Raw genomic sequence first — 13,230 nt, forward strand, 5'->3', positions numbered from 1 at the left:
TATTTCCTAATCAGAAATAACAGTTCAAATCTTAAACGAGCAAGCGTATGTAATGGCAGACCTAAACACCTCCTATTCTGGAACAGTAGACCGGCAAGACCCTGATATAGTCGTGTTTCGCTCCTGCAACTTTAACCTGTTCGGAGCTTGTATTGGTGAAAAGAAAAACCACTACTTACCAGACCCAATCCGTGAAAAGATTAGGCAGAATAACGCAAACGTCGAATCAACGATCAATGCGGTTAAAGTGTCATATTCTGGCTTAACCCCAGATGAACGGTCAATATGGATAAATGAACGTCTGAATGCAATCAATGAACGGGTAAAATTTATAAAAGGTCGGACAGACGAATTACTGTCACAATTGCAGAGCATGTCTACAGACACATACAACAGTGTCTCAAAGACAATTGCCAAGGCTTTATCTTTTATCCCGGTCGTTGGAACGGCTATTACGTTGATAAGTAATCAAGCCAACACCGCGCAAACTCTTGAACAGTATAAAGTTCAATCACTGATTCAGGATTACGCATCCGACCTACAACAGCTTGCAACCATCCGTAATCAGCTATTAGCGGAAGTAGCTCAAACAGGCTCAACAACTGTACTGCCTAACGAAGCTCCAAAGGTTCAGACTTGGTACTACATCGTTGGCATAGGCTTACTTCTACTCTTTTTTGTCTGGTTACGCAGACGTAACAAAAAACGCCGTAAACGATGAAAAAAGGCTTTATCATCTTGGCTATCGTGGTAATTCTCATCCTGTTCATTATGAACAAGGTAAACACGGCCAAGCAGCTTGAATTCACAATAGGAGTGCCTAAAAACTTCAGCTTGAAAGGTGGCAATATCTCCTTTGACCTGCCGATCAAAGCGCGGAATGTTAGTTCGGGATCAGTACGTATTAAATCACTTGATTTTGATGTACTGTCAGCCGGTAAGTTTCTCGGTAAGGCAATTATGGGAACTGCTACTACTGTAACTCCTAATGGTGATACCATTTTACCCGTTTCGGTTTCGATCTCCTACTTTGATTTGCTTACGGCAGCAGGTTCAATATTCAACTGGTTCAAAGCCGGAAAAGTGAATCTCTCGTTAGATGGCCTTGTGTATGCCGAAGGCTTTCAAGTGCCTGTGAGACAATCCTTTGACATGGACGTACCTAAATTTTAACTACCACTATGTTGTACGACCAGCTATCGGACTACTACGATGTATATGCCTATGTTGCCGATTCACCGAATTACGAAGTTTCGGGATTAACTACGGCTACACCGTCAGACCCAAAACTAACGGCAGACCTGAAAAATGCTAAAGATCAAGCCGCAGCAAAGGGGGATTCTAAAGCCTTGAAACTGATAAACGACATTCTGACGTATGGAGACAAGTTTCTGACTATCCTATCAAAAAATGGGATAATCAAGAATAAAAACCTTGTGACGGCTTACCCTTCCTATGCCAGCTTGTTAGGCACAGGCACGACAACAGGAACAGACACAACAACCAATAACGCTCCGGCAACAGGAAACCGCGTTTTCAACATTGACTTTACTGACCCTAAGGTTCTGATAATTACGTTCCTTCTGGTTATGATTTTATTCTATTTCCTCTTTTTCAACCCTTCCAAAAATGGCAAACGTTAGAATTGCGCAAATCGGCCAAACTGCCGCGAACAGGCCAATCTTTGAAGTAATGTTTGACATACGCCGGTACTGTTTTGCAGTAATGCCAAATGGACGCGTACAGTTCAAGCCCCGTGCCTGGTTGTTCTCTCTAGGTATTTCCTCCGTCGTGTGCAATACCTTCCAGGATTCAATATCGCCAGGCGATGCAGCGGCCATACTTTTGGACTCGGAGCAGTCCACAACCCGTGACAAGTTTGCCTCTCAAACTTTCGGCACAGGCTTCTCATGGGTACCCGAATACAGTGTCTTCAACGGTTGGACAAAGGTGTTCCCCAGCGGAAGCGCAACCTACAGCCTGTAAACCCTTTCTCTTTTTTCACTAATAATCTCCTTTTAAAATGGCAATCGTTCAACAGGGCTATTTGGGACGTACAGGCCCAGTTTTTGTAGATGACTCGACAGTAAGCGGTAAGTTCATCGTATTGCAAGGGCGGGTCGTCAATGGTGTAATGATTCTGGAAGCGAAGCAACCGGAGTACGCCGACAATTTGCGAAACAGTACAGCCGGTGCAGACTACGTTTTTCCGTATTCGTCTTCTCAGTGTGCTTTAGGGCCGTATAGTATCAATCAACAGGTAGGCAACGCTGGAGCGTACATCCAACCTCCTACCGGTGTTGCATTTGATTACTACATCAACAAAAAATCCGACTGGGTTACAGGTGCTATTTCATCCGGCAACCAAACTACCACAACTACCGGAGGTGGTACAACAACTACGGGCGGAACCACTACAACTACTGGTGGAACTACTACGGGCGGTGGTGTAACGACTACTGATACTACGTTCTCGGCTCCTACCATTATGGAGCAAGTCTCTACGTTCCTGTCAAATTATTGGTGGCTGGTAGCAATCGTCCTGGTTGCTCTTCTCTGGAAACCCTTCATTGGTCCGGCACTCGGACTGAGTAAAAAGAAGCGGTCGTATCGTTAACACGGCTATTCTTTAAAGACAACAACCCCCGATAGGCCCGGTACTACTGTATTCTTAAGGCATGATAGGCCGGGCCGCTTAAACCATCTTTCAACTCAATGGCAAAGCTCAAAAAGTTTCCAAAACTGCCCAGTGCGCGGGCTAGTCTCGACACCATCAAAAACGCTGAAAAGCGGTTCGCAGAAGTTAAAAAACACAACGATGCGATTAAAAAGGAAAAAGCAACCAAAGCAGCCGCCCGTAAAAAGCTGGCTGATATGAAAAAGAAATAACAGCCTCCCGGCTAACTGAATCCCCCACGTTGGGCGTTAGCCGGGGCTGTTTCTCCCGCGAACATGGCTACGATAGACAACGCAGTAAAGTATCTGGAACAGAATGAAATGCCCTACTGGTCAATTCATTCCGGAAACTCTAAGGTTGGACAATCTAACGGAACGGACAATTTACCGGATAGCATTTCACGGTTTCGGGAATGTATGGATTTGCTCGCGCCCGGCTCCTATAAGCTGGTTTGCGCTAAAAATCCGAATGATAACCGTGGGGGCTTAACATTTAGCTTCACCAAAAGCCAGACTAACACCCAAGCGGCACCTACAATGACAAATGCTGTTTCTACGAACGAGTACGGGATTCCTGACCATATTTTAAAGAAAGTTCAGGAAGAAACCCGGTTTAAAATGCTGGTAGAAGGCATGGCCGACGATTTCAGGCAGTTTATGAAAGAGTGGCCGGAGTACAAAAAGAAGATTGACAAAATCGAAAGCTACTTAAAGGACGAAGACGGAGACGGCACACCCGACTTTATGCAGGTGGCTAAAACAGCGAGTGACACTGTAAATAGTGTACGTGAAGTCAAAAAAGTATTTGAAGGTGGTTCCGGCTTTCGGCTCTAGCCTTAGGTATTCTCAATTTCCAAATCAAACAACATCATGGCCCAAGACCTTACCCCTGCTACCGAAGCGGTAGTTATTACCAAAGAGTATGTCACAACTCAGCTTGCCCGGCTTTTTAACGCCCTGGCTGATGCAACCGGCGACCCGGCAATAGCTGCCGATGTAATTGAAAAAATAGCCGATGGCATTGAAGCTGATCCCGAATTTTCTAAGTCTATCCTGACTCCTGAGAACATTGCCAAAGCGTATGAGCTAAAAGCAAAATCCGATGCTGGTACAATCTCGCTGAAAGATGTTGAACAGGCATTTCCTTCAATTACCCAAAAAATCCCGTTCTGGTCACTGCTTAAAACCTTCAAGTTTTAACCTGGCTGGAAATCTTCTAAACCCTTAACTGCTTAATACCGTGGATAAATTAAAGACTCTCAACGATGGCGGATATAACAACCTGTTACTGGTAATCGTGCTGGTCGTTGGCCTGTATCTGTTCGTAAACGGCTTTAACAAATCCAAGAAGCAGACCTACTTAGACGCTGCCGGAACGGACGTAAACACCCAACAGGCTCAAGCTCTAAGGGATGCAATGAACCGTTCCGGCATTGATTGGGCAATGAGTATGGACGGCACCGATGTAGACTTGATCATGCAGACAGCCGCTAAAATAACTGACTATCAAGCAGTTTCTAACTCATACCGGACTATTTACGGGTCAGAATTGACCATTGACCTGCAAAGCGAGTTAAGCCGTACTGACCTGCAAAAGTTCTACGATCTGGTATACAAACGGACAAGCGGCACTCCTACTACATCTGCACCGAATCTGATTGGTAAAAATGTCAAAGCCAAAGAGAAAGTCAACGTCCGCCGTTTTGAGTCACCTACAACGGTCGATCATCAGGCCGTGGCTGGTAATCTGATTGGTACGTATTTGGGCGAAACCACGCTGACGATTAACGGCACTAAAGGCGTGTTTGTCATTGTCGAATCGTCTAGCTGGCTTGGCTTAGTAACTAATAAATTTTACGTCCTCAAATCGGCTGTTACCATCGGCTAATATTATGGCACTTGCATACGAAAATTCCGTTCCGGCAGCATACCGTACAGAGTTTATCAACAAAGTTGTTGCAATCTCTAATCGACTGGGAATTAACCCTAACTGGTTAATGATTGTGATGCGGTTTGAGTCGGCAAACACCTTTTTGCCTTACGTCAAAAACCCTAATTCGGGGGCCGTCGGATTGATCCAATTTACGCAGGTTGCGATAAAGGATTGGGGGGTTACTCTTAATCAATTAGCTGCAATGACAGCCGTACAACAGCTTGATTATGTCGAAAAGTACCTAACCCCGTACAAAGGGCGAATGACTGATCTGTACAATGTTTACCTGGCTGTTTTTGCACCTGCATACATTGGCCGTCCTGACGCTCAAAAGGTTTATGCTAGCCCTTCTAATGCCTATAATGCTAATAAGCCGCTAGATACCAATAATGACGGTGTAATAACCGTAGGCGAGATTAAGAGCGTCATTGCTCGCTATATCCCTGCCGGTTATGATGCGGGTTCAAACACTCTTACCGACTCCACTAATACCGTCCCTCTTGTGGCGATGGTAGTGGTTCTGATACTCATCTTTCTCTTTTTAAACCGTTCCTAAAATGGCTAAATCCTTTCTTATTATTAGTGCTGGTCCCGTTGTTGTGCCAGTTGGCTCCAAACAAACCCTGATCAACGCAGGTGCATCACCGATTTTTATTGCCGATACAGAGGCCAGTTCCGCAATGGCTATGCTGGATGAAAGCGCGAAACAATCGGTTTTAAAGGCTTTATACAGCATCGAACCGGGTAAAGCGTTACCGCTTCGGGCTGGCACCTACGTGCTCAGTTTTGGCCTATCTCTACAGGCATCGGCGGTCTTGTGCATCGAAACAACGGCTCCAAAGAATCCGACTCCAAAGCCAGAAACGCCACCGAGTAACCCGGAAACCAATCCCGAAACTCCACCGATCAACCCGGAATCAAACCCAGACACCGAGCAGACGGGAAATTAACTGATTGTCTAACCTTCTTCTTACCATACAACAATGAATAAGACCTTAACCCGACGCTCTAATTTTCAACTCATTACGGTCAATTCTACAACAGTAGCCGTGGCCTTGATGGTTGAAGCAGATGAAGTTTACCTGACTCAAGTTGGCCCTTCAACCGTTGGTGCACACGTTCGCCGTCAGCGTGAACGGGACTTTGCCAATTTTCTAGCCGCAAATCCGACGATTACAACCGGGGCTACCCATGTTTGGGGGCTGATGGATGTAACCTATGGTCGCGTAAATCTGGATCACCCGCTAACGTCGGATGGCAAGTTTATGAACCGTCCGGTAACTACAGCCGCTAACGATCTGACGCAACCCGAACGCGCTGGACACTTAGCCGTAGGTGTGAAAGAGTTATTAGAGTTCAAAGCGTCAGCCGCAGGAACTGCCTACATTATCGTTGAGCAGGTTCATTATATTCCGGCTGGCGAAATCGGGGTATAGCACCCAAGCAGGAGCGTAATACGCTCTAAGGCCGGGGCAACTGTTCCCGGCCTTTTTCATAGTACAACCTTCCTCCTTCTACCGATGAAACGCTTTTTACTTGTACTGCTCCTGGCAGTATCACAAATCGTTTGTGCCGAAAATCCCAAAGGCTCGCTTATTTATCTGAATCTAGTACCATCACCTGACCGAGCAAAGTTTGAGCAAGCTGTTATTGAAACAGCCGACCGGCTCCATGTCGAACCAGATTGGTTAATGATCGTGATGCGGTTTGAAACCGCAGGAACGTTTCGGGCCAATGTGCGCAATAAATATTCGGGGGCTGTGGGCCTAATTCAGTTCATTCCTTCTACGGCCAAACGATTAGGTACTACCCCGAACAAGTTGGCCGCAATGACGCTGGTTCAACAATTGGTGTACGTTGAAAAATACTTTGCACCCTATGCCGGACGCATGACCGACGTGTATGATGTGTACCTGGTCGTTTTTGCTCCCGCTTTTCTAGGCCGTAAGTCTGGCACCATCCTTTACCGCGCCGATGCTCCTGACCAATTGGGCCGGAATCGCTACCACTTCAATAAAGTCCTAGACGACAACCGGGACGGCCTTATCACAATCCGTGACGTAAAGCGGCAAATCAAACGGTTCGTTCCCTAACCTTTTCATTATGGCAACACTAAACGAAATCTCGATAAAGCAGCAACAGTTAGAGGAACAACTTAAGCAGCTTGAAAATGACAAAAACAAGGCCGCTCAAGCTGAAAGAGAGGAGAAACTAGGCTTGATAACTGCCTACCAAAACGAAGCGCAGGGATATAGAAATCAAGCGGTAAAAGCCGAATCCGATACCGATAAGCAACGCTTATACGGTTTTGCCGAACGTGCTGACCGTAACGCTAATGAACTCAGGGTAGAGCTTGGTTTGATTAGCGAAGAACAATTTCAGGCTACAACTGAAGAGCTACAACAGGAAGAAAAGAATAAAGTACGTCGGAAAATAAACGGCCTACTCATTAAAGCTGCTATTTCCTTTTTGGCGTACCTGATTTCAGACTACTCATCTTCACAGCTTGAATTGGGGTTTATCTGCTACGCGCTCAATTCAATAGCTCAAATATGCTATTGCATAGCCGTTGTTTATGGCGGTTGCTGGCTTGTTGGTACGTTGTTATTCGGCTTCGTATCGACCTACGCTTTTACGGACATTACAGGTGATTTTAGAAACCTTTCCTCTGTTCAAAAGCTATTTTTTCTTGCCGCATTGCTTGCGGCTATCCTTCACTTTTTAGCCTCCATTATTCCCGATGGCATCTAATCTAACACTACAGGAGCCATTCCTAAATTGCGTGTATCAACGCGACAGTTCCGGCAACTCCTTTATTCCGGTGGCCGGGACAGTTGGAGCCGGAATTGAGAACGTAAAAGCGGTTTTCTCACGGGTTAAAGTGGGTGAAATTCAAACAATGGAGTACGCCCTACCCATTGAACAGACACTCCCGGTTGATAAAGACGGCAATTTTGGGGGAACGGTACAATTGCCGGGCGGGTGGTATAGTCTAGCGGTTTCGGCAGGTGACAGCATTAAACGGGTTGATCGGGTTGGAGCTGGTGAAGTATTTGTGATTTTTGGACACAGCTTCATGCAGGGCGGTCACGATCAGAACAATCAGGCAGCGGCCACCGATGAACGGGTTATTGCGTTGCAGGATAACTTAGCTACGCGAAATTATCAGTTTGGCCGCTTAACTGGCAAAATTGGCCCTTTCCATGATTATCCCGATAGTTGGGGGCAATTGGGGGATAAACTCGTAAGGCGGCTAAACGTACCTGTAATGTTCTATGGTTGCGCTTATGGCGGTTCTAACATCCTGCAAAACTGGCAACTTCTTTCTGGTCAGGTACGCACTCAAATGCCCCCAGGTATCACCGATAAAAGCAGCCGTCAGCCGTTTTTACCTTTAGAGCACGTAATGCAAAATTATGTCTCTAAAACAGGTATACGGGCTATTCTGGTAGAACACGGTTATAATGACCGGGGTACCCCTACATCTACATTCGTAGAGCGATTTAAGTACGTATTTGACTATGTACGCAACACCTATCAAAAACCTAATTTAGCCCTGGTTCTGGTTCAGGAAGAGTTAACAAAGGTTCCTAATTCCTTGGCGGATATTGATACGGCCAAAGGTCAGCAAGAACTTTTACAGTCCTACCCTAACACCTGGAAAGGCCCAGACTTCAATAACTCCTTTTGGATAGGTTATCACATCAATACACGCTATGACCATCTGTACGGCGTTGGTGTTGACCAATTTGCAAATGATTGGGCCGCTTCTCTGTCTGACGATTTCCTAAGGAACAGTACGCCTTACGTCGGAACGGTTACACCTGATATATTCCCCGCCGTGCTGTACAATGCTCCAACGTTCCGGTTAAATACGCTGGATTGGGTATTGCTGTTTGCTACAGCCGTTGTTTGTGTTCTGGTGTTTATAAAACAGAAAAAGTCCCTGATGTGGGCGTTTCTCCTGTTGGCTCTTCTTTCACTAAGCAGACTCGCTAAAGTTTTACCTTGATGTTGTAGCAATTGTGCCGGGCGTATTGACTCGGCACAATCTTGTTCCAAAGGATATTCTGTTTTATCAAGCCTGGCCAGCTCAGATCTCAAAATAATATTTCGCATGATTGCCGAATTAGTCCAATCCGGGTATTTCAAGGAAGTTACTACAGAAGGCCGTAAAACGCTGATTTTAAAAACACCTATTCAGGTGGTAGTAAAATCGTCGGTATTGAAAGAGTTACAGCGTATTTATCCATTGCATGAAGAAACAGGAGGAATCCTCTATGCTTACCCTTCTGGTGGTTCTCTGGTTGTTACGGGTTTTACCGAATTGCCTAACCAACTACCCATAGGGCAGCGGAAAACAGCTTACCAGCCAGCCGGATACTTTCAAGAGCGGGCAATGGTGCTGGCTTCAGGTGCTTTACCAATCCGGTTCCATTCTCACCCGGTTTCCATTTATGAAAACCCTTATGACCGGCAACCGCTTACATTCTTTCAGAAAACCAGTAACGCAGATCGGCACAACTCCTATTTACCGTTTACCATCGAAGGCAAAACCGTGGTGTTGCCGGACGGCTTACTATCAGCCAATGACCGGCAAGGGCAAGATATTCGGTTTTATCTATATGGGGGTTTAGTTACTCCTGATAGCCTAAAAGCATTGTTTACCTCCGAAAAGGTATACATCTACTTTGCGATTTTAGTCGTATTCCTGGCATACCTATTTGGTGGGTTACGGCGGTCGCTAATCATATTTGGTCTAGCAGCCATTCTTAGTGTAATCGTATTCATTGCAGAAAAACGGCCTTCCGGTTTAAAGAATGCGGACGGTGATTTAATTATATCAATTCCTTAACCCCATGAAAAGCAACCTATTTTTCTTTCTCCTTCTTGGGTTAATCGTCTACCTGATCGTCAAGACGAAACGTCAGCTTGTAGCTACTCAGGCAGCTATTCAAGCTGATAACCCACTTATAGCCATTCAACCAGGCACGGAAACTACCAGCACTCAGAATGAAACGCCGGTTGACTATCTATCGGTTTACAACAACGCCTAACCCTACTCCTATGACTCCCGAACAACTAAGTACAGTACTGGCTTTTCAGCAAATTAAGCAGGATATTAAAGGGATCAGGACTGATGTTGATGGTGTGACAATACACAAGGCAAAAGGAATAAATATCCCTGTTGCCGAACAACCTGCATCCGGGATAATTAGCATAGACCTTGCTCCTAGTGACAATCAATTAGTACCCATTACCCTAACCGGCAATACAACTTTAAGTCTTGTCAATGCGGCACCTGGCAAATCACTAGTGATCGTCATTACCCAAGGCGGTGCAGGCAGTTATTCTTTTAATCTTCCCTCTGAATGTAAGCTACCAAACGGGGTAACTATTGATTGGAACTTGGCTGTTGGCTCCGTTACTGCACTAAACCTACTGGTAGTTAATGCATCCTATATTATTACAACGTCCCTAAAAATGTAGAACTATGATTAGTAACGCTTTAGGGTTTATTACTCAAAACGTTGGCCCATCGTTGAACCTTGATTTTACGCAGGGTATATTAAATCCAGCACTCAATTTTTCACGCAATTCAATAGGGACGTATTTTGATGGGAATGGTAATATTCAAACGGCAGCAGCAGGTGTTCCCAAGTTGGATTATGACCCAATAACAAAACAACCAAAAGGCATTTTAATTGAGGAACCAAGGACAAATCTTGCTCCAAATAGCAATGATTTAAATGGACCATCTTGGATCAAAACTGCTATTACTACCACTAAAAACGCTACAATTTTTGGGGTATTAAATAGTGCTTGGACTGTAGCAGAAACTAACTCCACCACTTCTTTACTATTTGATCTACTTACAATCGCAAATGGTCAAACAATAACAGGAAGTGTTTGGGTAAAACGCGGCAACCACGATTGGTTAAGAGTAATGTTAACCGATGATACAGCAACAGCACAAGCAAGAGTTTGGATTAATTTAGCTACAGGAGCTATAGGAAGTAATTCCGTTTCGGGTGGTGCGGCAATAATAGGTACACCTAAGATTATACCTTATGGTGATAGTTGGTATAGAATAGAAATAACAGCTACCCTATCTTCTTTTACTTCTGTTAGATTCTGTATGGTATCAGCAGATAATGATTTATCATTAGCAAGAGTTGCATCAGCTAACCATTTACAGTATGAAGCGCAAGTTGAAGTGGGTGCATTTGCTACTTCTATTATTCCTACGGGTGCAGGAAGTGTATTAAGAAATGGAGATGTGCCAAGTTTACCTATTGGAAGTTGGTATAACGGAACCGCAGGTAGCTGGTTTATTCAATTTATTCCTACACTAACAACAGGCAATAGGGAATTAATTGCCTTACCAAGTCCTTTACGTATTCCTTTTTATCACAACAGTGTATTACGAACATATACATCAAGTGATTATGCAACTGCTAATACAATCACTATTAATAGTATTAATAAGGGATTTATGAGTTATGTTTCATCAGGAAATATATCATTATGGCTAAATAATGGTTCGCCCGTTACAGGGGCAATATTTAATAATTTAGAAGTAACTGGCACTTTTTATATTGGTAGTAGAGGTAATACTAATTTTCTGAATGGTTGGATTCAAAAAATCCAGTATTGGCCACGCAGACTTACTATTTCACAACTCCAACTACTTACCGCATAATTCAATTCCTCTTTTAACCATAAACCATTTTATTTATGATCACCCAACAAAACATCACCGTTGCAGAACGGTTAACCGCTCCTACGCCAAAATTCTGGAAAACAGTGGGTAAGATTATGGGAGGGCTAGTTACGGTAGCAACTATACTTGTTACGGCTCCCGTTTCCGTTCCGGCAGTGGTTACAACAATTGCCGGTTACGTAATTGCTGCCGGTTCAGCCGTAGGAATTACCGCAATTACTCTACCTGTTGATTTCGATGCTTTATCTAAGCAGCAAGGCAAAAAGTAATTAACTTATAATAGAAAACGCCCGGCCAATGGTCGGGCGTTTTCTATTACCATAAAATTCGCTTATCGTTTCGTACCCTCTATTTTTATAGAGCGATTGAAGGGTCCAACGGCAATAACATCTGTTGAAGTAGAAAGGCTAACTTTTTTCCCATCAGAAGTAAACTTACCTGAACCGTTTGCTACTCCACTGAAAAGAACCCCATCTACTGATACTTTTTCTTCAAATTTATTAACTACAAATTCCCCATTTTCATTATCGAAATAGACAGTATAATCTCTTCCGTTACCATAATACTGTTCGTGAAACATGAGCAATTTAGGATCATTATTTGAAGCAATACTAACTGTCAATGTCGAACTTGTTGGCCGCGTTGTAGTTAATTCTCCATTACGCCCATAAGTTAATGTTGTTTGACAATCATATACCCCTGCTAATGATGATATATCCACTTTAGGATTTACTTTATTATTTTTTTTACATCCTAGTGCAAATAATGCTAATAGAGCCAGAGAAATAGACAGAGTTTTCATTTTATAAGGGATTGGTTATAGATGTACGATCAAACAAATTTTTCATAAATTTCATCATCAGCAAAGGCAGCGAGACGACGGGTATAAATCTCCATTGTACGGTATTCAGTAAAACCGTTCTGTAGTTGTAATTTCTTGGGGTTAATACCTAGTCGAATAGCTTTTATGTTCCCGGTATGTTTCCAACCATACACAGTATACTTTCCTTTGAATCCAAGGTCTTCCAATATCTTTTTGTGCCGGTAGTAAAATTGGTTTTTCCCTACTGGGATTAGTCCAGGCTCACCCTTATTACCGAAAATATAGTAGTCACCGTTATAGCTTCGTAGTTTCAGAAAATCAATTAATTCAGCTAAAGGCTTAGGTAATGTGGGAGATTTGGTAATACCTGTTTTAGATCGGCCTGGCTTTATCATCACAGACTTTTCCCGCAAGTCCTGCACTTTCATTAGGCGGACTTCTTTACCTGGTCGGGCAAAGCAGTAGTGAATGAAGTAAATGAACAGCAACAACTGCCAATCCTCCTTTTCCTCTATGAGTGCAAATATCTGGCTAGCCTGTTCATCGGAGTAAGGCTCATGCATTTCTGACTCCTGTTTAGGAACTAGCTCCACATCCACCGCCGGGCTGATGTCAAACCTTTTACGCCCTTTCCGGGTGAAGTAGAAAAAGAAGGTTTTTAATTGGGCAATTTCCTTGTTTCTGGTCGTCGGGTGCGAATGAATTGATAGAATGTATTCCCTGTATTTTTCACACAATTCGGGTGTAAAGTCTTGGGTAGCTATTGCCTCTAGCTTATTTTTTTTCAGAAACGCTTTCAGTTTGTCCCCAAAGTTCCGGTACACTTTGTAGGAGTTCTCTTCTAAAGTCTGCCGTTTATTTGTCAAATAAGTTGTTAGGTCGTTTAGAAGCAAAGGAGTATCCGATTTGGCAGCAATGGTAGGCGCTTTCTTTAGATTCGGATTATATAGGATCAGTCGGGGAATTTGGGGGGCGTGGAAAAAAGTAGTTTTTTTGCGCAGAATCAATTTTGAGTTCCTTGCAAGAGTCTTATCAAGCCTTAGTCCGTTTTCTGTTACCCGAGGGGATCTTAGA

The 13,230-nt window shown here is 43.9% G+C and carries 21 protein-coding genes; 19 read left to right on the forward strand and 2 right to left on the reverse strand.

Going from position 1 to position 13,230, the window contains the following annotated elements:
* Positions 1-52: 52 nt before the first annotated feature.
* From ACYVH9_RS29610 to ACYVH9_RS29700, 19 genes are all read left to right on the forward strand, one after another.
* Entirely contained in the window at positions 53-721 is a 669-nt protein-coding gene (locus ACYVH9_RS29610) for an LPXTG cell wall anchor domain-containing protein (protein WP_460640068.1), read from the forward strand.
* Positions 718-1,173 (forward strand): LEA type 2 family protein, encoded by a 456-nt coding sequence (locus tag ACYVH9_RS29615; protein WP_460640069.1) that lies wholly within the window; start codon positions 718-720, stop codon positions 1,171-1,173. Before ACYVH9_RS29610 ends, ACYVH9_RS29615 begins: the two co-directional genes overlap by 4 nt.
* A gap of 8 nt (positions 1,174-1,181) precedes the next feature.
* Entirely contained in the window at positions 1,182-1,643 is a 462-nt protein-coding gene (locus tag ACYVH9_RS29620; RefSeq protein ID WP_460640070.1) for a hypothetical protein, read from the forward strand.
* Between the two features lie 380 nt (positions 1,644-2,023).
* Positions 2,024-2,617 (forward strand): hypothetical protein, encoded by a 594-nt coding sequence (locus ACYVH9_RS29625; RefSeq protein WP_460640071.1) that lies wholly within the window; start codon positions 2,024-2,026, stop codon positions 2,615-2,617.
* A 98-nt stretch (positions 2,618-2,715) separates the two neighbouring features.
* Positions 2,716-2,889, forward strand: coding sequence for a hypothetical protein (locus tag ACYVH9_RS29630; protein ID WP_460640072.1), 174 nt, complete (start codon positions 2,716-2,718; stop codon positions 2,887-2,889).
* Between the two features lie 324 nt (positions 2,890-3,213).
* Positions 3,214-3,510: a hypothetical protein gene (locus ACYVH9_RS29635; protein WP_460640073.1), complete on the forward strand. Its 297-nt coding sequence runs from the start codon at positions 3,214-3,216 to the stop codon at positions 3,508-3,510.
* Between the two features lie 36 nt (positions 3,511-3,546).
* Complete coding sequence (locus tag ACYVH9_RS29640; protein WP_460640074.1) at positions 3,547-3,876, forward strand: hypothetical protein; 330 nt, start codon at positions 3,547-3,549, stop codon at positions 3,874-3,876.
* Between the two features lie 40 nt (positions 3,877-3,916).
* Positions 3,917-4,564 (forward strand): hypothetical protein, encoded by a 648-nt coding sequence (locus tag ACYVH9_RS29645; RefSeq protein ID WP_460640075.1) that lies wholly within the window; start codon positions 3,917-3,919, stop codon positions 4,562-4,564.
* Between the two features lie 4 nt (positions 4,565-4,568).
* Positions 4,569-5,165, forward strand: a complete 597-nt coding sequence (locus tag ACYVH9_RS29650; protein WP_460640076.1) for a transglycosylase SLT domain-containing protein — start codon at positions 4,569-4,571, stop codon at positions 5,163-5,165.
* A 1-nt stretch (position 5,166) separates the two neighbouring features.
* Complete coding sequence (locus ACYVH9_RS29655; RefSeq protein WP_460640077.1) at positions 5,167-5,559, forward strand: hypothetical protein; 393 nt, start codon at positions 5,167-5,169, stop codon at positions 5,557-5,559.
* A gap of 33 nt (positions 5,560-5,592) precedes the next feature.
* Positions 5,593-6,045 (forward strand): hypothetical protein, encoded by a 453-nt coding sequence (locus tag ACYVH9_RS29660; RefSeq protein ID WP_460640078.1) that lies wholly within the window; start codon positions 5,593-5,595, stop codon positions 6,043-6,045.
* Positions 6,046-6,129: 84 nt separating this feature from the next.
* Positions 6,130-6,702 (forward strand): transglycosylase SLT domain-containing protein, encoded by a 573-nt coding sequence (locus ACYVH9_RS29665; protein WP_460640079.1) that lies wholly within the window; start codon positions 6,130-6,132, stop codon positions 6,700-6,702.
* Positions 6,703-6,712: 10 nt separating this feature from the next.
* Positions 6,713-7,360, forward strand: a complete 648-nt coding sequence (locus ACYVH9_RS29670; protein ID WP_460640080.1) for a hypothetical protein — start codon at positions 6,713-6,715, stop codon at positions 7,358-7,360.
* Positions 7,350-8,621 carry a hypothetical protein gene (locus tag ACYVH9_RS29675; RefSeq protein ID WP_460640081.1) on the forward strand — a complete coding sequence of 424 codons (1,272 nt, stop codon included), beginning with the start codon at positions 7,350-7,352 and terminating at the stop codon, positions 8,619-8,621. The genes ACYVH9_RS29670 and ACYVH9_RS29675 overlap by 11 nt, the downstream gene beginning before the upstream one ends.
* Positions 8,622-8,726: 105 nt before the next feature.
* Positions 8,727-9,464, forward strand: a complete 738-nt coding sequence (locus ACYVH9_RS29680; protein WP_460640082.1) for a hypothetical protein — start codon at positions 8,727-8,729, stop codon at positions 9,462-9,464.
* Between the two features lie 4 nt (positions 9,465-9,468).
* The gene (locus ACYVH9_RS29685) at positions 9,469-9,666 is read left to right on the forward strand and encodes a hypothetical protein (RefSeq protein ID WP_460640083.1); all 198 of its coding nucleotides are present in this window, start codon (positions 9,469-9,471) and stop codon (positions 9,664-9,666) included.
* A 10-nt stretch (positions 9,667-9,676) separates the two neighbouring features.
* Positions 9,677-10,099: a hypothetical protein gene (locus ACYVH9_RS29690; RefSeq protein WP_460640084.1), complete on the forward strand. Its 423-nt coding sequence runs from the start codon at positions 9,677-9,679 to the stop codon at positions 10,097-10,099.
* A 4-nt stretch (positions 10,100-10,103) separates the two neighbouring features.
* Positions 10,104-11,312, forward strand: a complete 1,209-nt coding sequence (locus ACYVH9_RS29695) for a phage head spike fiber domain-containing protein (protein WP_460640085.1) — start codon at positions 10,104-10,106, stop codon at positions 11,310-11,312.
* Between the two features lie 35 nt (positions 11,313-11,347).
* A complete protein-coding gene (locus ACYVH9_RS29700; RefSeq protein WP_460640086.1) occupies positions 11,348-11,602 on the forward strand; it encodes a hypothetical protein in 255 nt (84 codons plus the stop codon).
* 62 nt (positions 11,603-11,664) lie between these two features.
* On the opposite strand, the gene ACYVH9_RS29705 is transcribed toward ACYVH9_RS29700, so the two are convergent.
* Both ACYVH9_RS29705 and ACYVH9_RS29710 read right to left on the reverse strand, forming a co-directional pair.
* A complete protein-coding gene (locus ACYVH9_RS29705; RefSeq protein ID WP_460640087.1) occupies positions 11,665-12,135 on the reverse strand; it encodes a hypothetical protein in 471 nt (156 codons plus the stop codon).
* 29 nt (positions 12,136-12,164) lie between these two features.
* Positions 12,165-13,230 (reverse strand): tyrosine-type recombinase/integrase (locus tag ACYVH9_RS29710; protein WP_460640088.1); only part of this gene is annotated, 1,066 nt, incomplete at its 5' end.

It is taken from the genome of Larkinella harenae, assembly GCF_054780515.1.

Coding starts and splice junctions, on each gene's coding strand:
- ACYVH9_RS29610 (WP_460640068.1), top strand. CDS start 53: ATGGCAGACCTAAACACCTCCTATTCTGGAACAGTAGACCGGCAAGAC.
- ACYVH9_RS29615 (WP_460640069.1), top strand. CDS start 718: ATGAAAAAAGGCTTTATCATCTTGGCTATCGTGGTAATTCTCATCCTG.
- ACYVH9_RS29620 (WP_460640070.1), top strand. CDS start 1,182: ATGTTGTACGACCAGCTATCGGACTACTACGATGTATATGCCTATGTT.
- ACYVH9_RS29625 (WP_460640071.1), top strand. CDS start 2,024: ATGGCAATCGTTCAACAGGGCTATTTGGGACGTACAGGCCCAGTTTTT.
- ACYVH9_RS29630 (WP_460640072.1), top strand. CDS start 2,716: ATGGCAAAGCTCAAAAAGTTTCCAAAACTGCCCAGTGCGCGGGCTAGT.
- ACYVH9_RS29635 (WP_460640073.1), top strand. CDS start 3,214: ATGACAAATGCTGTTTCTACGAACGAGTACGGGATTCCTGACCATATT.
- ACYVH9_RS29640 (WP_460640074.1), top strand. CDS start 3,547: ATGGCCCAAGACCTTACCCCTGCTACCGAAGCGGTAGTTATTACCAAA.
- ACYVH9_RS29650 (WP_460640076.1), top strand. CDS start 4,569: ATGGCACTTGCATACGAAAATTCCGTTCCGGCAGCATACCGTACAGAG.
- ACYVH9_RS29655 (WP_460640077.1), top strand. CDS start 5,167: ATGGCTAAATCCTTTCTTATTATTAGTGCTGGTCCCGTTGTTGTGCCA.
- ACYVH9_RS29660 (WP_460640078.1), top strand. CDS start 5,593: ATGAATAAGACCTTAACCCGACGCTCTAATTTTCAACTCATTACGGTC.
- ACYVH9_RS29665 (WP_460640079.1), top strand. CDS start 6,130: ATGAAACGCTTTTTACTTGTACTGCTCCTGGCAGTATCACAAATCGTT.
- ACYVH9_RS29670 (WP_460640080.1), top strand. CDS start 6,713: ATGGCAACACTAAACGAAATCTCGATAAAGCAGCAACAGTTAGAGGAA.
- ACYVH9_RS29675 (WP_460640081.1), top strand. CDS start 7,350: ATGGCATCTAATCTAACACTACAGGAGCCATTCCTAAATTGCGTGTAT.
- ACYVH9_RS29680 (WP_460640082.1), top strand. CDS start 8,727: ATGATTGCCGAATTAGTCCAATCCGGGTATTTCAAGGAAGTTACTACA.
- ACYVH9_RS29685 (WP_460640083.1), top strand. CDS start 9,469: ATGAAAAGCAACCTATTTTTCTTTCTCCTTCTTGGGTTAATCGTCTAC.
- ACYVH9_RS29690 (WP_460640084.1), top strand. CDS start 9,677: ATGACTCCCGAACAACTAAGTACAGTACTGGCTTTTCAGCAAATTAAG.
- ACYVH9_RS29695 (WP_460640085.1), top strand. CDS start 10,104: ATGATTAGTAACGCTTTAGGGTTTATTACTCAAAACGTTGGCCCATCG.
- ACYVH9_RS29700 (WP_460640086.1), top strand. CDS start 11,348: ATGATCACCCAACAAAACATCACCGTTGCAGAACGGTTAACCGCTCCT.
- ACYVH9_RS29705 (WP_460640087.1), bottom strand. CDS start 12,135: ATGAAAACTCTGTCTATTTCTCTGGCTCTATTAGCATTATTTGCACTA.